Source organism: Piscinibacter sp. PDB5-1 (assembly GCF_056676035.1).
In genome coordinates this window covers 388,988-412,952 of the sequence record NZ_JBWVZL010000002.1, presented here as the reverse complement: position 1 = coordinate 412,952, position 23,965 = coordinate 388,988, and the positions used below count along the sequence as shown (strand labels likewise).

Sequence of the window (23,965 nt, the reverse complement as noted above, 5' to 3'; positions counted from 1 at the left end):
CGCGCGGGCGAAGGCATTGGCACCGTGCGCTGGACGTCGGTCCCTCAGTTCGAACGAAGCCTCGGGCAACTTGGTTCAGGCCACGCGCCCAAACCACCACACCGACAGCCCGACCGACACCATCATCAACAGCGCGCCCAGCGCTGCGAAGAGGCCGGTGATCTCGGTCTCTTTCTTTTCAATCACGAGGCGTGAACCCAGCGACTGGTAGACCTTCTTCAGGTCTTCGGCTGAGCCGGCGTAGAAGTACTCGGCGCGGGTGAGGTTCGAGACGTTCTTCAGCGTGTCTTCGTCGAGGCGCACGCGCATCGACCAGCCCTCGAAGCCGATGGTCTCGCCTTCTTTGGTGCCGATGCCGACCGAGTACACCTTCACACCGCGTTCGGCGGCCATCTTGGCGGCGTCGATGGGGTCGGGGCCGGTGGTGCGCTGCCCGTCGGTGAGCAGGATGATCGCCGCCGAGCTGAACGAGCCGGGCTCCACAGGGGTGAACGCGGGCTTGGGCGCTTCGCCAATGTCGGGCGGCATCGAGCGCTGGCCGGTGATCTGCGAGAGGTCGATGTCGGCTTCGGGAAAGATGGTCGCCAACGACAGCACGATGCCGCTGCCGATGGCGGTGCCGCGCTGCAGTTGAAAGCGGTCGATGGCGGCGACGATGTCGTCGCGCTTGTCGGTCGGCGGCTGCACCACGGCGGCGGTGCCGGCGAACGACACCACGCCCACGCGCACGCTGCGCGGCAGGTCTTTCAAGAAGGCTTTGGCGGCCTCCTGGGCGGCGACCAAGCGGTTGGGTTGCACGTCGGTGGCCCGCATGCTGCCCGAAACATCCATTGCCAGAATGATCGTCTCTTGCTGCAGCGGCAGGGTGAGCATCGCGGCTGGCCGTGCAATGGATACGAACAGTGCTGTCAGCGCCACCAGCATCAAGGCGGGCGGCACGTGGCGTCGCCAGCCGGTGCCGGGGCCGAGCGCGCTCTTGACGAGCGAGAGGCTGGCGTAGCGCACGGTGCTTTTCTTGCGGCGGCCGAGCAGCCAGAGGTACAGCGCCACCAGCACGGGCAGTGCGAGCAGCATCCACAGCAGATGGGGCCAGATGAAGCGGATCATGATCGGTGTCCGGTGCGGTCTCGGGCGGGCGCGGCCGGTGCGGCGCTCAGATGGGCGGGCAGCACGCCGCCGCCCGACGACAGGCGCAGGCGCTGCTGGCGCATCTGCGAAAAGCGCAGCAGCGTGTCGAGCAGGTCGGCGTCGGTGGCCAGCTCCAGCGTGTCCACGCCCGCCGACGACAGCTGCTCGCGCAACTCGTCCTCGCGGGTCTCGGCCTGCTCGGCGAAGCGCCGGCGAAAGCCCGGGTCGGCCGTGTCCACGCGCAGTTGTTCGCCGGTCTCGGCGTCTTCCATCGTGACGAGGCCGAGGTCGGGCAAGGCCATCTCCAGCGGGTCGTACAGGCGCACGGCGGTCACCTCATGGCGCGCGGCCAGCCGGCCGAGCGCAGCACCCCAGCCGGGTTCGCTGATGAAGTCGGACACCACGAACACTAGAGAGCGCCGATGAAGCACGGGCATGGCGGCGTCGATCAGCCCTTGCAGGCGGGTGGACGTCGCCCGCGGCGGCACGCGGTGCGCGTGCATGCGCTGCATGAGGTGCAGCACGTGCTGGCGGCCGCTGCGCGGGGGCAGCACGGCGTCGAGCTGGGCGCCGAAGAAGACCGCGCCGACGCGGTTGCCGTGGCGTGTGAGCAGGCGCGCGAGCACGCTCACGAACTCGGTGGACACGGTGCGCTTGCTGCGCAGCGTGCTGCCGAAGTCGACGCTGCCTGACAGGTCGAGCAGAAACCACGCGGTCAGCTCGCGGTCTTCGGTGAACTGGCGCACGTGCGGCTGCTGCAGGCGTGCGGTGACGTTCCAGTCGATGTGGCGCACGTCGTCGTGCACCTGGTACTCGCGCAGGTCTGCCAGGTCCATGCCCTGGCCACGAAACAGCGTGCGGTAGTCGCCGTGCAGCAGGCCGTCGAGCCGGCGGATGACGGTCCACTCCAGCCGAGTCAACAGCGCGTCGGCGGCGCGCGGTGGCGCCGGGGTGTCGTCAACGGGTGGCATGGTCTTCCGGGCGGTACCCCATCTGCTTGTCGGGGCTCGGCAGCTTCTGCATGAGGCGTGCGATCAGTGCGTCGGCCGTCAAGCCGTCGGCGAGCGCCTCGTAGCTGAGCACCAAGCGGTGACGCAGCACGTCGGGCACGAGGTCGTTCACGTCGTCGGGCAGCACGTAGCCGCGGCCACGCATCAGGGCCAGGGCCTTGGCGCCTTCGATGAGGCCAATGGTCGCGCGCGGGCTCGCACCGAACTGCAGGTACTTCGCCAGCTCGGGCAGGCCGTGCTTGGCCGGGTCACGCGTGGCCCCCACCACCTTGACGGCGTACTGCATCAGCGCCGGGTCGGCGTACACGTGGCGGCAGGCGCGCTGCAACTCGGCGAGTTGCGACACGCTGGCGACGGGGGTCACCGCGACCGGCTCGGCCGTGGCGCGCTGTGCGATCACGAACTCTTCTTCTTCGCTGGGGTAGTGCACCAGCACCTTCATCATGAAACGATCGACCTGCGCCTCGGGCAGCGGGTACGTCCCTTCGGTCTCGATCGGGTTTTGTGTCGCCATCACGAGAAAGGGCGAAGGCACCTTGTAGGTTTCGCCGGCGATGGTGACCTGCCGCTCCTGCATCACTTCGAGCAGGGCGCTTTGCACCTTGGCTGGCGCACGGTTGATCTCATCGGCCAGCAGCAGGTTGGCGAACACCGGGCCCAGCGAGGTGCTGAATTCACCCGTCTTCTGGTTGTAGATGCGCGTGCCGATCAGGTCGGCCGGAACCAGGTCAGGCGTGAACTGGATGCGCTTGAAGCTGCCGCGCAGCGTGGTGGCGAGCGTCTTCACCGTGATGGTCTTGGCCAACCCCGGCACGCCTTCGACCAGCAGGTGGCCTTGCGCCAGCAGCGCCACCATCACGCGTTCGAGAAATCGGTCTTGCCCGACCACCACCCGCTTGACCTCGTAGAGGATGCGTTCCATCAGCGTGGCGGTCTCGGTGACGTTGGGTGTGCTCATGGGTGACGTGGTGGGTCAAAAGAAGAAGCCGTTCAGAACGGCGGCATGCCGGCCGCACCGGCCGCGCTCTCGATGGGCACCGCGAAGCCGATGCCGATGAAGGTGCGTTGCTCTGACGGGTTGAGGATGGCCGTGACGATGCCGACCACCGAGCCGTCCATCGTGACCAGCGGGCCGCCCGAGTTGCCCGGGTTGGCGGCCGCGTCGAACTGGATCAGGTTGCTCAGCGTGCGCTCGCCCCCCTTGCCGCCGCCAGGCGCGCGGAACTCGCGCTTGAGCCCCGAGACCACGCCGCCCGACACCGAGGGCCCGATGCCGAAGGGAAAGCCCACCGCGATCACCTGGTCGCCGGGCGCGAGGTCGCTGGTGGAGCGCATGGTCGCGGCCTGCAGGTCGTCGGGAATGCTCACCGCCTTCAGCACCGCGAGGTCGTGTTCGGGTTCGGCGCCGACCAGCAGCGCGTCGGACTCTTGGCCGTTCCAGAAGGTCACGCGCAGCTTCTTTGCGCCCATCACCACGTGCAGGTTGGTGAGGATGGTGCCGTTGTCCACGATCACCACGCCGCTGCCGGTGGACTGCTGGCGGCGTGCCTCGCGGTTGGATTCAGCTCCGGGCGACTCATCGCGGCGGCTCTTTTTCTTGGTGAGGCCATCGCGCGGGGCTTCGGGCGGCCCACCGTCGTCGAACTCGTCGCCGGCGCTGCCCTGCACGCGCACGACCGACGGGCGGATGGCGTCGTGGGCACGGGCGTAGGCCGAGGGCAGCACTTGTTTTTCAAGGGTGCGCAGCACGGCCGTGTCGATCTGCTTTTGCGTGAGCGGTGCACGCCCGGGTTGCCAGGCGCGACCCGCCAGGGCGGCGCCGACGAGCATCAAGGCGGCCACCAGTGCCCAGAGCGAGCGCGTGACGCGGGGCGACGCGCGCCGCCTGGTCGCAGCCGGTGAGGTCAAGGCCTGATCGGGTGCTGTTTCAGCGCCCGACGTGTTGCTCGGTATGGACGCCGAGGAGCGCATGCGCACGGGTGCGGGCGCCTCGTCCCCAGCCGCGCGCGGCGCACTCGCCGGGGCTCTCGGCGATCGGCTGTAGAGCGGAGCCTTCTTCATGCCTACCTCCTTCGCGGCGGGGAGTGCCGGTACGGATCCCCTGCATTTGCGATGCCAGCCGGCCGGCGGCGAGACAGGAGGACGTTTCCACCGTAGCACGGGGCGGCGCGATCTGCACGCCAAATCCGGAATGATCTGTCACGAAAGCGGGCATGCCCCCGGCGACCGGCGAAACGGACACCGCGGCGGGCCATGGCTGCAGGCGAGAGTTCCATGGCGGGCCCAGTGGCAAGCCGGCTGTTGCATGATCTGCCGCGGCGCCGCGGGCCCTGCCGCGCGCGCCGCCCGAGGGCGCGGTGCGAACCGCCCACCCAACACCGCGCTTTCTGCCCATGCCCCGCTGGATCGACACCCACTGCCACCTCGACGCCCGCGAGTTCGACGCCGACCGCGATGCGGTGGTGCGCCGCGGCATCGAAGCCGGTGTGCGCATGTGGGTGCTGCCGGCGGTGGAGGCGGGCAACTTCGACACGGTGCGGCGCCTGGCCCACCGGCACGGATTCGTCTACGGGCTGGGCATTCACCCGCTCGCCGTCGGGTCGTCGCGCGACGAGGACTTGCTCACGCTGCGCCGCGCGCTGGATGCGCAGCGCGACGACCCGCATCTGGTCGCCGTCGGCGAGATCGGGCTCGATGGCTTCGTTCCTGGGCAAGACCCGGTGCGCGCCGAGCGCTTCTTCGTCGAGCAGCTCAAGCTCGCGCGTGACTTCGAACTGCCGGTGATCGTGCACGTGCGCAAGTCGGCCGACCAGCTGCTCAAGCACCTGCGGCGTGTGCCGGTGAAGGGCATTGCGCATGCCTTCAACGGCAGCGCGCAGCAGGCGCAGGCCTTCATCGACCTGGGTTTCAAGCTCGGCTTCGGCGGCACGCTGACCTTCGACCGCGCCTTGCAGATCCGCCGCCTCGCGCAAAGCGTGCCCGACGACGCACTGGTGCTCGAAACCGACGCGCCCGACATTCCGCCGCACTGGCTGTACCGCACGGCCGACGAGCGACAGGGCGGTCCGCAGGCGCGCAACGAGCCGGCCGAGTTGCCGCGCATCGGTGCCATGCTGGCCGAGTTGCGCGGCTGGTCGCTCGAACGCACCGCGCAGCAGTGCGAGGCGAACGCGCTCGCGGCCTTGCCGCGCCTGCATGCGCTGCTGGGCGTGGCAGACTCGCCCGCTTGAATCCGCTCGCGTCACCGCCGCTCCAGGGCCTGGCCCCGGTCATCGCCCCCGCCACGCGGCTGCTCGTGCTGGGCAGCTTTCCGGGCGTGGCGTCGCTCGGGGCCGCGCAGTACTACGCGCACCCGCGCAACCACTTCTGGCCCGTGCTGTCGGCGCTGTGGGGCGTGGACCTGCGTGCCATGCCTTACGACCAGCGGCTCGACGTGGTGCGCGAACGCGGTCTCGGCATCTGGGACGTCTACGCCGCCTGCCGCCGTGAAGGCAGCCTCGACAGCGCCATCCACGACGCCGAGTTCAATGACTTCGCCGCGTTGATGCGGCAGGCGCCGAAGCTCGAAGCCATCGCCCACAACGGCGGCGAGTCGGCCCGCGCGATGCGCTTCACCCGCACGCTGGGCGTGGCCGTGCATCGGCTGCCGTCCACCAGCCCGGCCAACGCCTCGTGGAGCTTCGAGCGCAAGCTCGCGGCCTGGCGCGAGGTGTTCGAAGCGCACGGCATCGCATGACCTGTTGAACCCACCGACCCACCGCATGGCCCGCTACAAGTTGAACGACGACCTCGCCCCCGCCACCGTGTCTGAAGCCGATGGCGTGCGCTACCTGCACCTGGGCACGCCCTGGGTGCAGGGCGCGATGCGCATCCGCAAGCCGCACACGCTTGAGCTCGAATACATCCAGCGCATGATGGTGTGGATGCTGATGCGCGAACCCGCGCAACTGGGCAAGGGCCACGCGGTGCAGCTGGGCCTGGGCGCCGGCTCGATCACGCGCTTTTGCCACCGCAATCTGAAGATGAAGACGACGGTGGTCGAGCTGAACCCCACGGTCATCGGCGTGTGCAAGCTGTGGTTCCACCTGCCCGACGACGACGCGCGCCTGGCCGTGCTCAACATGGACGCCGGCCGCTTCGTCGCCGACTCGGCCCACGCCGAAACGGCCGACGTGCTCAACGTCGATCTGTACGACCACGAGGCCGCGAGCCCGGTGCTCGACGACGAGGTGTTCTATGCCAACTGCCACCGCGTGCTGGCCGACGGTGGGGTGATGACGGTGAACCTCTTCGGGCGTGACGCAAGTTTCGCGCGCAGCGCCGGGCTGATCGCCGGTGCTTTCGGGGCGGCCAACGTGCGCAGCATCCAGCCCACGAAAGAGGGCAACACCGTGGTGCTGGCGGTCAAGCGCGAGGGGTCTGACGGGCTTGCATTTCCTGACCGTTCCACGCTTGCCGCTCGCGCCGAAAACATTGAAACTCGCTTCGGCTTGCCGGCAAAGAAGTGGCTGCGCATGATTCGCCAGCTGCCGGGTGAGCCCGCCGACCCCACTGCATGAACGCCGCACTGCCCAAGACCACGCCGGCCAAATCGGCCCGATCCGCGCATCCCACGTCGGCCTCCAGCCACCCGGCCGGTCGCCTCGAGTGGCGCCGCTTGCTGAAGTGGTTGTTCGACGATGGCGTCATTTCGCGCGACGACCACGACCGCACCGAGAAGCGCTTCGCCGCGGGCGACAGCGTCCAGCACCCGCTGGTGCGCCTGGGCGCGGCGGGCCTCTCGCAGGTCAGCAACGGCAAGGCGATCGACACCGAATTTCTCACCGAGTGGCTGGCCCATCGCGTGGGCCTGCCCTACCTGCGCATCGACCCGCTGAAGGTCGATGTCGGCCGCGTGGCCGAGGTCATGTCGATCAACTACGCCGAGCGGCGCAAGTCGCTGCCCATCACGGTGGGGCAGCACGAGATCACGGTCGCCACCTGCGAGCCCTTCGACCTGGCCTGGGTGCCCGAGATCGAAGCGCACACGCGCAAGTCGCTGCGCATGGTGATCACCAACCCGGTCGAGCTGGCGAAGTTCACGACCGAGTTCTACACGCTGTCGAAATCGGTTCGCAACGCCACCAAGACCGGCGAAAACGCCGCCGCGGCGAGCTTCGAGCAACTGGTCGAGCTGGGCCGCAGCAACAAGCAGCTCGACGCCAACGACCAGGGCGTGGTGCAGGTGGTCGATTGGCTGTGGCAATACGCCTTCGACCAGCGCGCGAGCGACATCCACCTCGAACCGCGCCGCGACCTGAGCGTCATCCGCTTCCGCATCGACGGCGTGATGCACACCGTGTACCAACTGCCGCCCGGCGTGATGAACGCGATGATCGCGCGCGTGAAGCTGCTCGGCCGCATGGACGTGGTCGAGAAGCGCCGCCCGCTCGACGGCCGCATCAAGACGCGCAACCCCTCGGGCGACGAAGTCGAAATGCGGCTGTCCACCATCCCCACCGCCTTCGGCGAAAAGATGGTGATGCGGATCTTCGACCCCGACACCGCCATCAAGCAGCTCGACCAGCTGGGCTTCGGCAGCCACGACGCGCAGCGCTGGGAGGCACTGACCGCGCGCCCGCACGGCATCATCCTCGTGACCGGCCCCACGGGTTCGGGCAAGACGACGACGCTGTACTCGACGCTCAGGCGCCTGGCGACCGACGAGGTCAATGTCTGCACGATCGAAGACCCGATCGAAATGATCCAGCCGGCCTTCAACCAGACGCAGGTGCAGCAGGGCATCGACCTCGGCTTCGCCGAAGGCCTGCGCGCACTGATGCGGCAGGACCCGGACATCATCATGGTCGGCGAAATCCGCGACCTCGAAACCGCCGAGATGGCGATTCAAGCCGCCTTGACGGGCCACCTCGTGTTCAGCACGCTGCACACCAACGATGCGGCCTCGGCCATCACGCGCTTGTCAGACCTGGGTGTGCCGGCGTACATGATCGGTGCCACCGTCATCGGCGTGCTCGCGCAGCGGCTCGTGCGCACGCTGTGCAGCGCCTGCAAGCAGCCCGATGAGCACACCAGCAGCGACACGCTGCACGACATGATCAAACCCTGGCGCATCAACGGCAAGGTACGGCCGTACAAGCCGGTGGGCTGCCTCGAATGCCGCATGACCGGCTACCGCGGCCGTGCGGGGCTGTACGAACTGCTCTCGATCACCGATGGGGCACGCGCAGCGATTCACCCCACGCCCGACATCTCGAAGCTCAGGCAACAGGCCATCACCGATGGCCTGCGGCCGCTGCGGCTTGCCGGTGCGATGAAGGTCGCCGAAGGCCTGACCACCATCGACGAAGTGCTGCGTGCCACGCCCATGTGGGAGCAGTGATCGGCGGGTGCGATGTTGCACCCCTCACCCTGACGTCACCCTGACGTTGACATGTCGCGTTGGTCACAGGCACTCTCGGTGTAAACCACATCGGGTGGCCCCAGGCTGCTCCCTAGAATCGCCCGCGGTTCAATGAGCGGCATCAACGAGGAGGGCGCACGTGAAGATCAAGAGCCACAAGGACTTCTGGTCCGGCGTGATGTTCGTCGCGATTGGCATCGCCTTCGCCTGGGGCGCCACCGAGTACCGCTTCGGCACCACCGCCAACCCGGGGCCGGCCTACTTTCCGTTCGGCCTCGGCATCTTGCTGGCGCTGCTGGGCGCCATCGTGCTGTTCACCTCGCTCACCATCGAGACCGAAGGCGGCGACCCGGTCGGCAAGATCGCCTTCAAGCCGCTGGTGATCATCCTCATCGCGGTGGCGCTGTTCGGCTTCATGCTGCCGCGCCTGGGCCTGGCCGTCAGCCTGCCGGTGCTGGTGCTGATCTCGGCCACCGCAGGTGACGAGTTCAAGCTCGTCGAGGCGCTGATCTCGGCCGCGGTGCTCACGGTGGCGAGCTGGGTGATCTTCATCTGGGGCCTGGGGCTCGTCATCCCCCTGTGGCCCACGATCTTCGGTTGAGAAGGAGCGACCATGGACCTGCTCGACAACCTCGCCCTCGGCTTCTCGGTCGCCTTCACCGTACAGAACCTGCTGTACGCGCTGATGGGCGCGCTGCTCGGCACGCTGATCGGCGTGCTGCCGGGGCTGGGCCCCATCACCACCATCGCGATGCTCTTGCCCACGGTGTACGGGCTCGACGCGACGCCGGCGCTCATCATGTTGGCCGGCATCTATTACGGCGCGCAGTACGGCGGCTCCACCACGGCCATCCTCATCAACGTGCCGGGTGAGTCCAGCTCGGTGGTGACCGCGCTCGACGGCTACGCCATGGCGCGCCAGGGCCGTGCCGGCCCGGCCCTCGCGGCGGCGGGCCTGGGCTCGTTCTTCGCGGGCTGCGTGGGCACGCTCGTCATCGCGGCCTTCGCACCCAAGCTCACCGAGTTGGCCTTCAAGTTCGGCCCCTGGGAATACTTCTCGCTGATGGTGCTGGGCCTGGTCGGTGCGGTGGTGCTGGCGTCTGGCTCGCTCATCAAGGCCATCGCGATGATCGTGCTCGGCATCTTGCTCGGGCAGATCAACAGCGATGTGAACTCCGGTATCCCGCGCTTCAGCTTCGGCATCCCCGAGCTGGGCGACGGCATCGGCTTCGTCGTGATCGCCGTCGGCGTGTTCGGCTTCGGCGAAATCATCGCCAACCTCGGGCGGCCGGCCGAGCACCGCGAGGTCTTCACCAAAGACGTGAAAGGCTTGTGGCCCACCAAACAAGACTTCCAGGACGCGTGGCCGGCGGTCATTCGCGGCACGGCGCTCGGCTCGGTGCTGGGCGTGCTGCCCGGCGGCGGCGCGCTGCTGTCGAGCTTCGCGGCCTACACGCTCGAGAAGAAGGTCGCCAAAGACCCGAGCCGCTTCGGCAAGGGTGACATTCGCGGCGTGGCCGGCCCCGAGTCGGCCAACAACGCGGGCGCGCAGACCTCGTTCATCCCGATGCTCACGCTGGGCATTCCGCCCAACCCGGTGATGGCGCTGATGGTCGGCGCGATGACGATCAAAGGCATCCAGCCCGGCCCCGAGGTGATGACCAAGACACCCGAGCTGTTCTGGGGCCTGATCGCGTCGATGTGGGTCGGCAATGCGCTGCTGGTGATCCTGAACCTGCCGCTGATCGGCATCTGGATCAAGCTGCTGACGGTGCCGTACCGCTTTCTCTTCCCGGCCATCATGTCGTTCTGCTGCATCGGCCTTTACACGCTGAACAACAACAACTTCGACATCTACATCTCGGTGTTGTTCGCCCTGCTGGGCTACCTGTTCTACAAGCTCTCGTGCGAGCCGGCACCGCTGCTGCTGGGCTTCATCCTCGGGCCGCTGATGGAAGAGTACCTGCGGCGCGCCTTGCAGATCTCGCGTGGCGACTGGTTCAGCTTCGTCAACTTCAGCGCCCACCCGCTGTCGGCCAGCCTGCTGTTGGCCGCCGCGCTGCTGATCGTGATCGTGCTGCTGCCATCCATACGCAACAAGCGCGAAGAGGCGTTCCAGGACGCCGACTGACGCCGCCCCTGCACCCACCGAAAGGCCGCCCGCGAGGCGGCCTTTTCATTGGCCGCCGCCCGATCGCACGCGGTCCCGCGTGGGAACGTTTCAATTGTTGAAGTCGCACCCAGACAAACCCGCGTCCGGGGGTGTTAGGGGGTGTCGGGTCCGAGGCGGATTCCAACAATGGCGAGCCGCCCCGAGCGGTACTTCATAAAACAAGGAGACATTCCCATGAACCACAGTTTCAGCAAGTGGGCTTCGGCCGCGGCGCTTTGGAGCGCCGCCTTCGTGGCCGCCCCGGCCCTGGCCAATGGCCTGGACGTGCGTGTGTCGGTGCCCAGCCCCGTGCTGTCGGGCGACGTTGATGTGTCGGTCACCGTGACGGTGACCAACACCCAGCGCTACCCGCAACGCATCGCCAAAGCGCAGCTGCCCGCCGACGGGCTCGACATGGCGCTGTTCCGCATCACGCGTGACGGTGCGCCCGTGGCCTACACCGGGCCGCTGGTCAAGCGCGGGGCACCCCGCGACGCCGATTACGTGCGCCTGGGCGCCGGCGAGTCGCTGCGCTACGAGGTCGAGCTGACGAGCTTCTACGACCTGAGCCGCAACGGCCAGTACGCCATCCAGTACACCGGCCTGCAGCGCCAGCACGGCCAGGCGGCGACTGCGTCCCCCCCAGCCCAGGCCACCACCCAGGCCACGGCTGCAGCCACCCCGGCCGCCGAGGTGGCCACGGCACCGCTGTACCTCTGGCTGCAAGGCCGCAGCGAGCCCAAGGCCGAGCCCACCGCGCCGACGTTCTCGACCCAGGGCAGCGTACAGCCGCTCGCCACGGCCGCCGCCGCGACGATCACCTACACCGGCAACTGCAGCTCGTCGCAGCGCACCGCCTTGGCCAATGCCGTGGCCGCCGCCACGACCTACTCGCAGAACGCGCTGACCTACTTGGGCCGCACGCCCTCATCGACCGCGCGCTACAGAACCTGGTTCGGCAGCGCCACCACGACGAACTGGAACACCGTCAAGAGCCACTTCACCAAGATCACCGACGCGCTCAAGACCAAGCCGCTGACGTTGGACTGCAGCTGCCGCCAGAACTACTACGCCTACGTCTACGCCAACCAGCACTACAAGGTGTACCTCTGCCCCGGCTTCTTCTCGGCCCCGGCAACCGGCACCGACTCGAAGGCGGGCACGCTGATCCACGAGTTGAGCCACTTCACCATCCTGGGAGGCACCGACGATTGGGCCTATGGGCAAAGTGCGGCAAAGTCGCTGGCGAACTCGAACCCCGCGCGCGCGATCGACAACGCCGACAGCCATGAGTACTTCGCCGAAAACACCCCGGCCCTTCAATGACGCGGGCCCTGGGGCGGGCCGTAGACGACCCGCCTTGCTGCTGGCCGCGGCACTGGTCGCCGGTGTACTGAGCGGCGGCCCCACAGCCATGGCCCAGCCTGCCAGCCCCGCCACGAAGCGCAGCGCGGCGACGCCTGCGCTTCTTTGTCGCCTGCAACTGCCCGCCACGGCCCCCGTGGGCTCACCGCTCATGCTGCAGATGACCCTCAGCAACCCCGGCCCGCAAGCGCTGCGGGTGCTGACCTGGAACACGCCGTTCGAGGGGTCGTGGTGGGGCCCTTCGGTGCAGGTGTGGCATCAGGGCCGTGAGCTGCCGTATCGCGGCCCCAGCGCCAAGCGTGCGACGCCCGGGGCCGACGAGTACGTGTTGATCCCGGCGGGCGGCAGCCGCGAGGCCGACCTCGACCTGGCCTTGCCCTTCGGGCTGAAGGTCGCGGGCAGCTATGAGCTGCGCCCTCAGTTCGTGCTGCACGACGTGCAGGTGGATGGCGCGCCGCCCGATGCCGAGCGGTCGCCTTTGACGCTGGCGTGCCCGACGCTGAAGTTCAAGCTCGGCCAGCGGCCCGAAAAAGCGCGCCGCTGACTGTGCGAGCGTGCCCCAGCCCCGGCTTCAGCCTCTGGCCGCGCCGTTGTGCGCGCTTGGCAGGCCCATCACGCGTGAGACCGTGCCGAGCAACTCGGTCGGCTCGACCGGCTTGCCCAGGTGGGCCAGAAAGCCGGCCGACAGCACCCGGCTCCGGTCTTCGCTGCGCGCGAAGGCGGTCAGGGCGATGGCGGGCAGCGCCAGGCCGTGCTGCCGCACCGACTGCAAAAGCTGGTAGCCGTCCATCTGCGGCATGCCGATGTCGCTGATCAACAAGTCCGCCTGTGTCTCTTGAAGCAGGGTGAGCGCTTCGCGCGCCGAACGCGCGGGCCGCACCTTCGCGCCGTGGTTGGCGAGCAGCTTGCCCATCATCTCCAGCCCGTCCGGCTCGTCGTCCACCAGCACGATGTGCATGCCGGCCAGCGGGCTGTCCTGCGCCGCCAGCGCGGGGGCAGCGCTCATGCGCGGCGGCAGCATCAGCCCGGCCAGGCGCAGCGTGCGCGCATCGAGCGGCAGCGTGACGCTGAAGGTGGCCCCCTGGCCCAGGCCCTCGCTCGCGGCCTCGACACGGCCGCCGTGCAGTTCGACCAGGTGGCGCACGATGGCCAGGCCCAGGCCCAGCCCGCCGTGGCGGCGCGTGGTTGAACCATCGGCTTGGCGGAAGCGGTCGAAGATGAAGGGCAGAAAGTCGGGTGCGATGCCTTCGCCGCTGTCGCTCACCCGGAGCACCACTTCTTTGCCGACGCCTTCGAGCGATACGCGGATGTGCCCGTGCGCGGGCGTGAACTTGATCGCGTTGACCACCAGGTTCCAGAGGATCTGCGGGAAGCGCTGGCCGTCCACCGAGACCGGGCCCACGCTCGCGTCGATGTCGCGTTCGATGCGCAGGTGCTTGGCCTCGGCTGCGGGCTCCAGCGAGTCGAGCACCGCGTCGAGCAGGGCGGCGGGCATCAGGGGTTGCAGTTCGAGTTCGAGGTTGCCGGCGTTGATGCGGCTCATGTCGAGCAGGTCATCGACCAGGCGCGTTTGCGCGCGGGCGTTGCGCTCGATGGTCTCGACGCCGCGCAGCAGCTCGGGCGAGTCGGCCGCGCGAATCTTCAGCAGGTGGGCCCAGCCGAGGATGGCGCTCAGCGGCGTGCGCAGCTCGTGCGACAGCGTGGCGAGAAACTCGTCTTTCACGCGGCTGGCCTGCTCGGCCTGCAGGCGCGCGGCGCGTTCGCCTTCGAGCGCCAGCTCCATCGCGTCGCGCACGCGCGCGGCCTCGCGCAGCGCGTCGCGTTCGGCGCGGTAGAGGCGTTCGTTCTCGTGGCCGATGCGTGCCTGCAGTTCGAGCTGCCAGCGCGCCTGGTACTGCCGCTCGCGCGAGCGCAGGGCCGAGCGCGCGGCGCTGACCAGCGTCTCGGCGTTGAGGGGGCGTTCGAGCAGCACGACGTTGCCCAGGCGGTGCAGCATCGACAACGCCTGGTCTGAGCGGCGGCCGGCCTGCTTGGTCGCGAGCACGACCACCGGCAGGTCCGACCACGGCGGTTGGCTGCCCAGCCAGCAGGCGAGGGTGTCGAGTGCTGGTGAGGCCAGCTCTTCTTCGGTGATCAGCGCCAGGCCCGCGCCCTGAGCGAGCGTGTCGGCCAGCGCGTCGAGCGAGGCGCACACCCGCACGGCGAAGCCTGCGGCAGCGAGCACCTGCCGCAGCACCGCGGCGTCGCGCCCACGCGGGGCGAGCACGAGCACGTGGCGGTCGGGGTGAAGGTCGGGGGCTGGCGTCATCGGCTGCCGAGCAGCGGGGTGGAGCCGCGGTAGGTGGGCAGGCCGCTCATCACGCCTTCGAAGTCATGCAGTGCATCGCCCACCTGCAGGCCATGCCGTTCGCTGACGCGAAACTCGCGGATCGAGCGCTGGTTCTCGGACGTGCGGCTCTTCACCGCAGCAATGGCGGTTCGCATCTCGCTCGCCGCCTCGAAGTAGCGGTAAAGCAGGATGGCGTCGCTCAGGTAGCTGAGATCGATCTCTGATCGCATCTCGCCCACCAGCCCGTGCTGCCCGACCACCAGCAGCGTGGTCACGCCCTGCTGGTTGAGGAAGGTCAGCAGCTCGTGCATGTGCAGCATCAGGAACGACTGGCCGGGCATGGCCTGCAGGTACGAGTTGAGGCTGTCGATGACGACGAACGAGGCGCCGTCGTGCTGCACGCTGTTCATCACCCGGTGGGCGAATTCACCCGGCGACAGCTCGGCCGGGTCGATCTGCTGCATGGTGAGCTGGCCGTCTTCGATGAAGCCGTCGAGCGCCATGCCCAGCGAGCGGCTGCGGCTGAGCAGCGTCGGGCGGCCTTCGTCGAACAAGTAGTAGCTCGCGCGCTGTCCGCGCTTCAGGGCCGAATGCATGCAGCACACCGCGGTGGTCGTCTTGCCGACCCCGGCCGGCCCGAGCAGCAGCGTGTTGGTGCCCGGCACGAGGCCGCCACCGAGCAGCTCGTCCAGGCCCGGCGCACCGGTGGTGGACGGCGTGGGCAGGAACTCCCGGTGGTGCTGCGCAGCCACCAGGCGCGGAAAGACCTCCAGCCGCCCCGTGTCGAGCAGGAAGTCGTGGTACCCGCTCTGGAAGCGGATGCCGCGCATCTTGGCCACGCGCAGGCGCCGCCGCTCGACGCCGAAGGGCTGCACGTTCTGCTCCAGGCTGATCACGCCGTGGGCGATGCTGTGCAGTTGCAGGTCGGTCGGGTCGGCCGTCTTGTCGTCGAGCATCAGCACCGTGCACTGGCGGCTGGCGAAGAAGTGCTTCAGCGCAAGGATCTGCCGGCGGTAGCGCAGCGGGTCTTGCGCCAGCAGGCGCATTTCGGACAGGCTGTCGAACACCACGCGCGTCGGGTTGAGCCGTTCGATCTGTTCGGTGACGGCCTGGATGGTTTCGCCCAGCTCGACCTCCGACGGGTGCAGGATCGACTGCTCGACCTCGGGCCGCAGCCCCCACTCGTTGAGCAGCTCGAACACCTCGACGCCATCGAGCGACCAGCCGTGCGCCGCGACCACGGCACGCAGCTCGCCCGCTGTCTCGGACAGGGTGATGTAGAGGCCCGGCTCGCCGCGTTCGGCGCCCGCCAGCAGGAACTTCAACGCGAAGGTCGTCTTGCCCGTGCCTGGCGTGCCCTCGACGAGGTACATGCGCGAGGGCGTCAGGCCGCCGCCGAGCACGTGGTCGAGTCCCTGGATGCCGGTAGAGGCGCGCGGGCCCGCCGGGGGGCTGTCGGTCGCGTGAAGTTGCGAGGTGTCCATGCACAAGTCCAGGGGTGAAGCGGGCTGGGCAGCAAGCCCACGACCGGTCACGACCCCATGCGAAAACCGGCCGCACGCACACGACACCGCAAGCCTGAAGGCCTTGACGGTGCCCTCTGCGAGCACGGTGCAAAGTTACCCAAACGGGCGCAAGACCCTTGTCGGTACAGGCAGATCAGGCCTGTAGGACGAGGGGAAAACCGCGTGCCCGCCATTGGGCGACAAGGCCGCATGCGGCACGAGTCCACGCGGGCGTGCCTTTCACTCGCAGGCCGTGTGCGATGGCCTGCGGCACGCTGGGGGCTTGCCCATAATCGTCGCCATCCCTGCTTGCGGTGCCGCCATGAACTCGCCTTCATCCACCTTCGATTGGACCGCCGGCTATGCCAGCCAGCGCCTGCCGGTGTTCGCACGCAACGTGGTCGCCACCTCGCACCCACTGGCCGTGCAAGCCGGCCTGCGCATGCTGTGGCAGGGCGGCAATGCGGTCGATGCGGCGGTGGCGGCGGCTGCCGTGATGACGCTGGTCGAACCCGTGAGCAACGGCCTCGGGTCCGACGCCTTCTGCATCGTCTGGGACGGGCAGCAACTGCATGGCCTCAATGCCTCGGGCCGTGCGCCCCAGGGCTGGTCGCCCGCGTACTTCAAGGCCAAGTACGGCACCGAGCGCAACGCGCCGCCCGTGCGCGGCTGGGACAGCGTCACCGTGCCGGGCGCCGTGGCCGGCTGGGTGGCCCTGAGCGAACGCTTCGGCCAACTGCCGTTTGCCGACCTGCTGCAACCGGCCATCGAGATTGCCGAACGTGGCTACGCCGTGCCCTTCGTCGTGCAGCAGAAGTGGGCTGCGGCGGTGCCGGTGCTGCACCAGCAGCCGGGCTTTGCCGACACCTTCATGCCGCGCGGCCGTGCGCCCGAGGTGGGCGAGCTGTTTCGCTTCGAAGCGGCGGCGCGTTCGCTGCGGCTGATTGCCGAGAGCCACGGCGCGGCCTACTACGGCGGAGAGATCGCCGAGGCCGCCGCACGCCATGCGCGTGAGCACGGCGCCGTCATCACCGCGAGCGACTTCGCGGCCTACCGGCCCGAGTGGGTCGCGCCCATCGGCCAGGCCTACCGCGGCCACGTGCTGCATGAGATCCCGCCCAACGGCCAGGGCATCGCCGCGCTCATTGCGCTGGGCATCGTGTCGCACTTCGACCTGGCCTCGATGAAGCCCGACAGCGCCGAGGCCATGCACGTGCAGATCGAGGCGATGAAGCTCGCCTTCGCCGACGTGTACCGCTACGTGGCCGAGCCGGCCAGCATGGAGGTCACGGCCGAGCAGTTGCTCGACCCGGCCTACCTCGCCTCGCGCGCGAAGCTGATCGACCTGAAGCGCGCGCAAGACTTCGGTGCCGGCAACCCGGTGAAGGGCGGCACCATCTACCTCACCGTGGCCGACGAGCGCGGCATGATGGTCAGCTTCATCCAGAGCAACTACATGGGCTTTGGCTCGGGCGTGGTCGTGCCGGGCTATGGTCTGTCGATGCAGAACCGCGGCCACGGCTTCAACTTCGACCCCAGCAGCGCCAACTGCGTGGCGCCGGGCAAGCGGCCCTTCCACACGATCATCCCGGCGTTTCTCACCAAAGACGGGCAAGCGCAGATGAGCTTCGGCGTGATGGGCGCGAACATGCAGCCCCAAGGCCACTTGCAGACCCTCGTGCGCATGCTCGACTTTCACCAGCACCCGCAGGCCGCGTGCGACGCGCCGCGCTGGCGCTTCAACGCGGGCCTTGAGATCAACGTCGAGTCGAGCATGGACCCGGTCGCCGTGCAGGGCCTGGCCGAACGCGGCCACCGCATGGAAGTCATCAACGACAGCTACCAGGACTTCGGCGCCGGCCAGTTCATCTGGCGGCTCGGCGACCCCTCGGCCGAAGGCTACGTGGCCGCCAGCGACCCGCGCCGCGACGGGCAGGCGGGGGGCTTCTGATGGGGGCCGTCGTGGCCGGGGCTTCGGTTGCATCACCGGCCTATGGGCGCGGGCTGGCCTTGGCGATGCTCGGGGCCATCGCCTTCTCGGGCAAGGCCATCATCGTGAAGCTGGCCTACCGCTACGGCGTCGATGCGGTCACGCTGATCATGTACCGCATGCTGTTCGCGCTGCCGATGTTTGCGCTCTTGTCGTGGTGGGCGGGGCGGGGCCGGCCGGCGCTGACGCGCGGCGACTGGCTGGCCGTGCTGGGTCTGGGCTTCAGCGGCTATTACCTGTCGAGCTTTCTCGACTTTGCGGGCTTGCAGTACGTGAGCGCCGGGCTCGAACGGCTGATCCTGTACCTCAACCCGACCCTCGTGCTGGCGCTCGGCGTGCTGCTCTTCAAGAAGAAGGTCACGCGTGCGCAGCTCATCGCCCTGGCGGTGAGCTACGGCGGCGTGCTGCTGGTGTTCGGCCACGAGGTCACGCTGGCCGGTGCCCACACCGCGCTGGGCGCCGGGCTGGTGTTCGCCAGCGCGGTGAGCTACGCGGTCTACCTGTCGTACAGCGGCCAGGTGGTGCAACGGCTCGGTTCGCTGCGCCTCACCGGGTTGGCGACCAGCGTGGCCTGCCTGCTGTGCCTGCTGCAGTTCGTGCTGCTGCGGCCGATGTCGGCGGCGCTCGTCGCGCCCGAGGTCATTGGCCTGTCGGTCATCAACGCCGTGTTCTGCACCTTCGTGCCGGTGCTGATGGTCATGATGGCCATCGAGCGCATCGGCGCCACACTCACCGCACAGACTGGCATGGTCGGGCCGCTCTCGACGATTGCGATGGGCGTGCTCATCCTCGGCGAACCCTTCACGGCCTGGATGCTCGCCGGCACCGCGCTCGTGCTGACCGGCATCTGGCTGCTGGCCCGCGCACGCTGACCCCGATCACCTTCAAGGAGAACACCGCATGGACTTGGGCATTCAAGGCAAATGGGCGCTGGTGTGCGCGGCCAGCAAGGGCTTGGGCAAGGGCTGCGCGCAGGCGCTGGTGCGCGAGGGCGTCAACGTCGTCATCACCGCACGCGGAGCCGAGGCGCTGGAAGACACGCTCAACGAGCTGCGCGCGATCGGCGGCGGTGAGGTGCGCGCGGTGGCCGGCGACATTGCCACGCCCGAAGGCCGCGCGGCGGCGCTGGCTGCCTGCCCGCAGGTGGACATCCTCGTCAACAACGCCGGCGGCCCTCCGCCCGGCGACTTTCGCGACTGGGACCGCGAGGTCTGGATCAAGGCCCTCGACGCCAACATGCTCACGCCCATCGAGCTGATGAAGGCCACCGTCGATGGCATGGCGCAGCGCGGCTTCGGCCGAGTGGTCAACATCACCTCGGGCGCGGTCAAGGCGCCGATCAACGTGCTGGGGCTGTCGAACGGCGCGCGCAGCGGGCTGACGGGCTTCGTCGCCGGCCTCGCCCGCAGCGACTTGGCGGCGAGCAACGTGACGATTAACAACCTCTTGCCCGGCACCATCGACACCGACCGCCTGCGCGTGACCATCGACGCTGCCGCCAAGAAGGCTGGCCAAGACCTGGCCACCGCCGCGGAAGCCCGCAAGCGCGGCCTGCCCGCCAAACGCTTCGGCTCGGCCGAAGAGTTCGGCGCGGTCTGCGCCTTCTTGTGCAGCCAGCACGCCGGCTACCTGACGGGGCAGAACATCCTGCTCGATGGCGGGGCGTATCCCGGCACGTTCTGAGCGTCGGTGGCGACGAGCCCCGCTCAGTGCGGGGCGGGCCGCTTCACGGAGGTCACGATGATCCCGGTGGCGATCAGCACGAAGGCCAGCACGTGGTACCAGCGCGGTGGTTCGCCCAGCAGCGCTGCCGACATCACCGCGGCGAACAGGGGTGTGAGGTTGTTGAAAAAGGCCGCCACGGCCGGCCCGACGGCGGCCACGCCGGCGCCCCAGAACCAGTAGGCCAGCACCGAGGGGCCGATGACGACGTAGGCGATGGCCGCGACCACCGCGGGTGACCAGCGGATGGGCTGCGGGTGCGCCCAGGCTTCGATGCCCGCGCCCGCGCTGGCGAAGGCCGCGCCGAACAAGACCTGCACCAGCAGGAACTCGGCCCAGTTCCACTTCGGGCGCGCCTCGCCTTGCATTGACGCGGGCGGCTTGGCGAGCATCCAGCTGTAGACGGCCCAGGCGGCCACGGCGACCAGCATCAGCACGTCGCCGGGCAAGAGGCGCAGGCTGCGCAGCACGCCCGGGTCGCCACGCGACAGCACCAGCAGCACGCCGGCCAGCGAGAAGATCGCCGCCACGCCCTGGCGACGCGTCGGGCGCACGCCGTGCCAGACCCAGCCGATGGCCATCATCCACACCGGCAGGCTCGACAGGATCAGCGTCACGTTGATCGGCGTCGAGGTCTGCAGCGCCATGTACTGCAGCGAGTTGTAGGTGCCCACGCCCAGCAGGCCGATCACCAGCAGGTAGCGCCAGCGCGTGGCGACCTGCGACCACGGCCGCAAGGCGCGCCAGCCCAGCGGCACGAGGATCAGTAGCGCCAGCACCCAGCGCAGGCCGCTCAGGGCCAGCGGCGGCACATGGCCGACCAGCAGGCGGCCCACCACCGCGTTGCCTGCCCACAGCAGCGGGGGCAGGGTCAGCATCCAGACGATGCGTGCGTTCAGCGGGGAGTTCATCGCAATCGCCGCTGCGGGGTCGGCCGAAGGCTCAGGTCTTTCGAACGCGCCGCAGCTCGTCCACGATCAGGAAGATCGCCCCGAGCGTGATCGCGCTGTCGGCGATGTTGAACGACGGGAAGTAGCGCCCCATCGCGTGCACCTGGATGAAATCGACCACGTAGCCGTGCAGCAGCCGGTCGATCACGTTGCCCACCGCGCCACCGAGGATGAGCGTCAGTGCCCAGGCGAAAAGTTTCTGGCCGCCGTGGCTGCGCAGCATCCACACGATGAAGATCGCGGCCACCGTGCCCAGGCCGGTGAAGAACCAGCGCTGCCAGCCCGACGCCCCCGCGAGGAACGAGAACGCCGCGCCCGTGTTGTGCACGCGCACGAGGTTGAAGAACGAGGTCACGTAGCGGCTGTCGCCGTACTGGAAGTACTGCAGGATCAGTGTCTTGGTGAGTTGGTCCGCGACGATGATGACCGCCGCGATGGCCAGCCACGGCCACACATTGCTGGCTTGCTTGCTTGCCATGATCAGGCCACCTTGCGCGCTTCGCCCGCGCCGTAGAGGTTGCTGGTGCAGCGGCCGCAGATGGTTGGGTGCGCTGCGTCGGTGCCCACGTCGTCGCGGTAGTGCCAGCAACGTTCGCACTTCGATGCCGTCGCCGGGGTCACCGCCACGCCCAACGCATCGCCTGCGGCCACGGCCGCTTGCGAGGTGATGGTGACGAACTTGAGGTCGTCGCCCAGCGACTGCAGCAGCGCCAGCAACTCGGCCGGCGCGGTGATCGCCAGATTGGCCTGCAGCGACGAGCCCACGCCGCCGGCGGCACGCACGGTCTCGATCTCTTTGTTGGCCACGTCGCGCACTTCGCGGATGCGCGCCCACTTGGCGATCAGCGCCTCGTCGGCCCAGCCGCTCACGTCTGAATAGGTCTCGGTGAAGATCGACGGCGAGCGGCCCGGTGCGAAGACCTGCCAGGCCTCTTCGGCGGTGAAGCTCAAGAAGGGCGCCATCCAGCGCAGCATGGCGTGCGTCAGGTGCCACAGCGCGGTCTGCGCGCTGCGGCGCGCGTGCGACTTGGGCGCGGTGGTGTAGAGGCGGTCCTTCAGCACGTCGAGGTAGAACGCGCCCAGGTCTTCGCTGCAATACACCTGCAGCTTGGCCACCACCGGGTGGAACTCGTACACCTCGTAGTGCGCCAGCACCTCGGCCTGGAACTGCGCCGCGCGCGCCAGCGCGTAGCGGTCCACTTCGAGCAGCTCGCTGAAGCGCACGGCGTCTTTGGTTGCGTCGAAGTCGCTCGTGTTGGCGAGCAGGAAGCGCAGCGTGTTGCGGATGCGCCGGTAGCCATCGACCACGCGGTCGAGGATCTTCTTGTCGATGTTGAGGTCGCCCGAGTAGTCGGTGCTGGCCACCCACAGGCGGATGATCTCGGCGCCCAGCTTGTCGCTCACCTCTTGCGGCGCGACGACGTTGCCCAGGCTCTTGCTCATCTTGCGGCCCTGGCCGTCGGTGGCGAAGCCGTGGGTCAGCAGGCCCTTGTAGGGCGCGCGGCCCTCGATGGCGCAGGCCAGCAGCAACGACGAATGGAACCAGCCGCGGTGCTGGTCGTGGCCTTCGAGGTAGAGGTCGGCCTCGGGGCCGTCGCTCAGGCCTTCGCCTTCGTGCGAGCCGTGCAGCACGTGCGAGAAGGTGGCGCCCGAGTCGAACCACACGTCGAGGATGTCGGTGCTCTTGGTGTACTGGTCGGCCTCGCTGCCCAGCCAGTCGGCCGGTGTGAGCTTGGCCCAGGCTTCGACGCCGCCTTGCTCGACCAGCGCGGCCGCGCGGTCCATCAGGGCCAGCGTGTCGGGGTGCAGTTCGCCCGAGTCCTTGTGCAAGAAGAAGGGCAGCGGCACGCCCCAGTTGCGCTGGCGGCTGATGCACCAGTCGGGCCGGTTGGCGATCATGTCGCGCAGGCGGGCACGGCCGCTTTCGGGGTAGAAGCTGGTCGCGTCGATGGCTTCGAGCGCGGTCTGGCGCAGCGTCTTCGGGGCCTTGTCTTGGGTGAAGACGCCCGCGTTCTGCGAGTTCGCTTCGTCCATGCGCACGAACCACTGCGCGGCGGCGCGGTAGATCACCGGCGACTTGTGGCGCCAGCAGTGCGGGTAGCTGTGCAGCAGCTTCGACGATGCGAACAGGCGGCCCGCGGCGTTCAGTGCCTCGGCGACCACCGGTGCGGCCTTCCAGATGTGCTGGCCGCCGAACAGGGGCAGGGCGGGGTCGAACACGCCGCTGCCCTGCACCGGGTTCAGGATGTCGTCGAGCGCCAGGCCGTTCGCGCGGCACGAGTTGAAGTCGTCCACGCCATAGGCGGGCGCCGAGTGAACGATGCCGGTGCCGTCTTCGGCCGTGGCGTAGTCGGCCAGGTGCACCGGGCTCAGGCGGTCGTAGCCGGCATCGACGTGCGCGAGCGGGTGGCGGAAGTTCAGCCCGCCCAGGTTCTTGCCTTGTGTGGTGGCGAGCACCTTGCCTTGCAGGCCGTAGCGCGTCATGCACTTCTCGACCAGCGCCTCGGCCAGCACCAGCAGGCCGCGTTCGGTCTCGACCAGCGCGTAAGGCAGCTCGGGGTTGAGGTTGAGCGCCTGGTTCGAAGGGATCGTCCACGCGGTCGTCGTCCAGATGACGGCGAAGGCGTCTTTGCTCAGCGCGGGCAGCCCGAACGCGGCCGCCAGCTTCTCGGGCTCGGCGCTCAGGAAGGCCACATCGACCGCCTGCGATTGCTTGTCGGCGTATTCGATCTCGAACTCGGCCAGCGACGAGCCGCAGTCGAAGCACCAGTACACGGGTTTGAGGCCGCGGTACACGTAGCCGCGTTCCATCACGCGCTTGAGCGTGCGGATCTCACCGGCCTCGTTGCCGAAGTCCATGGTGCGGTAGGGCTTGTCCCACGCGGCCAGCACGCCCAGGCGCTTGAAGTCGGCCATCTGCTGCGCGATCTGCTCGGTCGCGTAGGCGCGGCTCTTGGCCTGCACCTCGTCGCGCGGCAGGCCGCGGCCGAAGGTCTTCTCGATCTGGTTCTCGATGGGCAGGCCGTGGCAATCCCAGCCCGGCACGTAGCGCGCGTCCATGCCCTTCAGCTGGCGCGCCTTGACGATCATGTCCTTCAACACCTTGTTCACCGCATGGCCGATGTGGATCTGGCCATTGGCGTACGGCGGGCCGTCGTGCAGCACGAACTTCGGTGCGTTGCAGCGCGCGTCGCGCAGCTTCTTGTAGGTGCCCTGGTCTTCCCAGGCCTTCACCCAGCCCGGTTCGCGCTTGGGCAGGTCGCCGCGCATCGGGAAGGGGGTGTCGGGCAGGTTCAGCGTCGAACGGTAGTCGGGCGAGGTCGTCGAATCGGTCATGGCACGGGGGCGCGCGCGGCGCGCCTGAGAAAGGGCATGGACCGGCCCGGGGTCGGGAGAGGGGGGCCGGGGCTC

Annotated in this window: 20 protein-coding genes; 11 read left to right on the top strand and 9 right to left on the bottom strand. The window is 68.7% G+C overall.

Features of this window, described 5'->3' with window-relative positions; translation table 11 throughout:
- Positions 1 to 75: 75 nt before the first annotated feature.
- From AC1KAT_RS09265 to AC1KAT_RS09250, 4 genes are read right to left on the bottom strand one after another with little or no spacing between them, the layout of a single operon-like run.
- Positions 76 to 1,104 carry a VWA domain-containing protein gene (locus AC1KAT_RS09265; RefSeq protein ID WP_480326527.1) on the bottom strand — a complete coding sequence of 343 codons (1,029 nt, stop codon included), beginning with the start codon at positions 1,102 to 1,104 and terminating at the stop codon, positions 76 to 78.
- On the bottom strand, positions 1,104 to 2,099 hold the full coding sequence (locus tag AC1KAT_RS09260; RefSeq protein ID WP_480325063.1) for a DUF58 domain-containing protein: 996 nt from the start codon (positions 2,097 to 2,099) through the stop codon (positions 1,104 to 1,106). Before AC1KAT_RS09260 ends, AC1KAT_RS09265 begins: the two co-directional genes overlap by 1 nt.
- Entirely contained in the window at positions 2,086 to 3,096 is a 1,011-nt protein-coding gene (locus AC1KAT_RS09255; protein WP_480325061.1) for an AAA family ATPase, read from the bottom strand. The genes AC1KAT_RS09260 and AC1KAT_RS09255 overlap by 14 nt, the downstream gene beginning before the upstream one ends.
- 32 nt (positions 3,097 to 3,128) lie before the next feature.
- Entirely contained in the window at positions 3,129 to 4,046 is a 918-nt protein-coding gene (locus AC1KAT_RS09250) for a S1C family serine protease (RefSeq protein ID WP_480325059.1), read from the bottom strand.
- Between the two features lie 485 nt (positions 4,047 to 4,531).
- Here AC1KAT_RS09250 and AC1KAT_RS09245 point away from each other — a divergent pair, with 485 nt between their 5' ends.
- From AC1KAT_RS09245 to AC1KAT_RS09210, 8 genes are all read left to right on the top strand, one after another.
- Complete coding sequence (locus AC1KAT_RS09245) at positions 4,532 to 5,368, top strand: TatD family hydrolase (RefSeq protein WP_480325057.1); 837 nt, start codon at positions 4,532 to 4,534, stop codon at positions 5,366 to 5,368.
- The gene (locus tag AC1KAT_RS09240) at positions 5,365 to 5,874 is read left to right on the top strand and encodes a DNA-deoxyinosine glycosylase (protein ID WP_480325055.1); all 510 of its coding nucleotides are present in this window, start codon (positions 5,365 to 5,367) and stop codon (positions 5,872 to 5,874) included. The genes AC1KAT_RS09245 and AC1KAT_RS09240 overlap by 4 nt, the downstream gene beginning before the upstream one ends.
- A gap of 25 nt (positions 5,875 to 5,899) precedes the next feature.
- The gene (locus AC1KAT_RS09235) at positions 5,900 to 6,697 is read left to right on the top strand and encodes a spermine/spermidine synthase domain-containing protein (protein WP_480325053.1); all 798 of its coding nucleotides are present in this window, start codon (positions 5,900 to 5,902) and stop codon (positions 6,695 to 6,697) included.
- Entirely contained in the window at positions 6,694 to 8,520 is a 1,827-nt protein-coding gene (tfpB, locus tag AC1KAT_RS09230) for a type IV pilus assembly ATPase TfpB (RefSeq protein WP_480325051.1), read from the top strand. The genes AC1KAT_RS09235 and tfpB overlap by 4 nt, the downstream gene beginning before the upstream one ends.
- A 160-nt stretch (positions 8,521 to 8,680) precedes the next feature.
- Positions 8,681 to 9,142: a tripartite tricarboxylate transporter TctB family protein gene (locus AC1KAT_RS09225; protein WP_480325049.1), complete on the top strand. Its 462-nt coding sequence runs from the start codon at positions 8,681 to 8,683 to the stop codon at positions 9,140 to 9,142.
- 12 nt (positions 9,143 to 9,154) lie between these two features.
- Complete coding sequence (locus tag AC1KAT_RS09220) at positions 9,155 to 10,672, top strand: tripartite tricarboxylate transporter permease (protein ID WP_480325047.1); 1,518 nt, start codon at positions 9,155 to 9,157, stop codon at positions 10,670 to 10,672.
- Between the two features lie 216 nt (positions 10,673 to 10,888).
- The gene (locus AC1KAT_RS09215; protein WP_480325045.1) at positions 10,889 to 12,019 is read left to right on the top strand and encodes a M35 family metalloendopeptidase; all 1,131 of its coding nucleotides are present in this window, start codon (positions 10,889 to 10,891) and stop codon (positions 12,017 to 12,019) included.
- An 88-nt stretch (positions 12,020 to 12,107) separates the two neighbouring features.
- Complete coding sequence (locus AC1KAT_RS09210; protein ID WP_480325043.1) at positions 12,108 to 12,602, top strand: hypothetical protein; 495 nt, start codon at positions 12,108 to 12,110, stop codon at positions 12,600 to 12,602.
- A 27-nt stretch (positions 12,603 to 12,629) separates the two neighbouring features.
- On the opposite strand, the gene AC1KAT_RS09205 is transcribed toward AC1KAT_RS09210, so the two are convergent.
- On the bottom strand, positions 12,630 to 14,366 hold the full coding sequence (locus AC1KAT_RS09205) for an ATP-binding protein (protein ID WP_480325041.1): 1,737 nt from the start codon (positions 14,364 to 14,366) through the stop codon (positions 12,630 to 12,632).
- Positions 14,363 to 15,871, bottom strand: a complete 1,509-nt coding sequence (locus AC1KAT_RS09200; RefSeq protein ID WP_480325039.1) for an ATPase domain-containing protein — start codon at positions 15,869 to 15,871, stop codon at positions 14,363 to 14,365. Before AC1KAT_RS09200 ends, AC1KAT_RS09205 begins: the two co-directional genes overlap by 4 nt.
- Before the next feature lie 322 nt (positions 15,872 to 16,193).
- Here AC1KAT_RS09200 and AC1KAT_RS09195 point away from each other — a divergent pair, with 322 nt between their 5' ends.
- Genes AC1KAT_RS09195 through AC1KAT_RS09185 form a run of 3 tightly spaced genes read left to right on the top strand, consistent with a single transcriptional unit; the run spans position 16,194 to position 19,565 of the window.
- Positions 16,194 to 17,843, top strand: a complete 1,650-nt coding sequence (locus AC1KAT_RS09195; RefSeq protein ID WP_480326525.1) for a gamma-glutamyltransferase family protein — start codon at positions 16,194 to 16,196, stop codon at positions 17,841 to 17,843.
- Complete coding sequence (locus AC1KAT_RS09190; RefSeq protein WP_480325037.1) at positions 17,843 to 18,754, top strand: DMT family transporter; 912 nt, start codon at positions 17,843 to 17,845, stop codon at positions 18,752 to 18,754. Before AC1KAT_RS09195 ends, AC1KAT_RS09190 begins: the two co-directional genes overlap by 1 nt.
- A gap of 28 nt (positions 18,755 to 18,782) precedes the next feature.
- Positions 18,783 to 19,565 (top strand): SDR family oxidoreductase, encoded by a 783-nt coding sequence (locus tag AC1KAT_RS09185; protein WP_480325035.1) that lies wholly within the window; start codon positions 18,783 to 18,785, stop codon positions 19,563 to 19,565.
- Positions 19,566 to 19,588: 23 nt separating this feature from the next.
- Here the strand turns inward: AC1KAT_RS09185 and AC1KAT_RS09180 are convergent, their stop codons facing one another.
- Genes AC1KAT_RS09180 through ileS form a run of 3 tightly spaced genes read right to left on the bottom strand, consistent with a single transcriptional unit; the run spans position 19,589 to position 23,890 of the window.
- A complete protein-coding gene (locus tag AC1KAT_RS09180) occupies positions 19,589 to 20,515 on the bottom strand; it encodes a DMT family transporter (RefSeq protein WP_480325033.1) in 927 nt (308 codons plus the stop codon).
- Positions 20,516 to 20,546: 31 nt separating this feature from the next.
- Positions 20,547 to 21,032 (bottom strand): signal peptidase II, encoded by a 486-nt coding sequence (gene lspA, locus AC1KAT_RS09175; RefSeq protein WP_480325031.1) that lies wholly within the window; start codon positions 21,030 to 21,032, stop codon positions 20,547 to 20,549.
- A 2-nt stretch (positions 21,033 to 21,034) separates the two neighbouring features.
- Positions 21,035 to 23,890: an isoleucine--tRNA ligase gene (gene ileS, locus AC1KAT_RS09170; RefSeq protein ID WP_480325029.1), complete on the bottom strand. Its 2,856-nt coding sequence runs from the start codon at positions 23,888 to 23,890 to the stop codon at positions 21,035 to 21,037.
- Between the last annotated feature and the right edge of the window lie 75 nt (positions 23,891 to 23,965).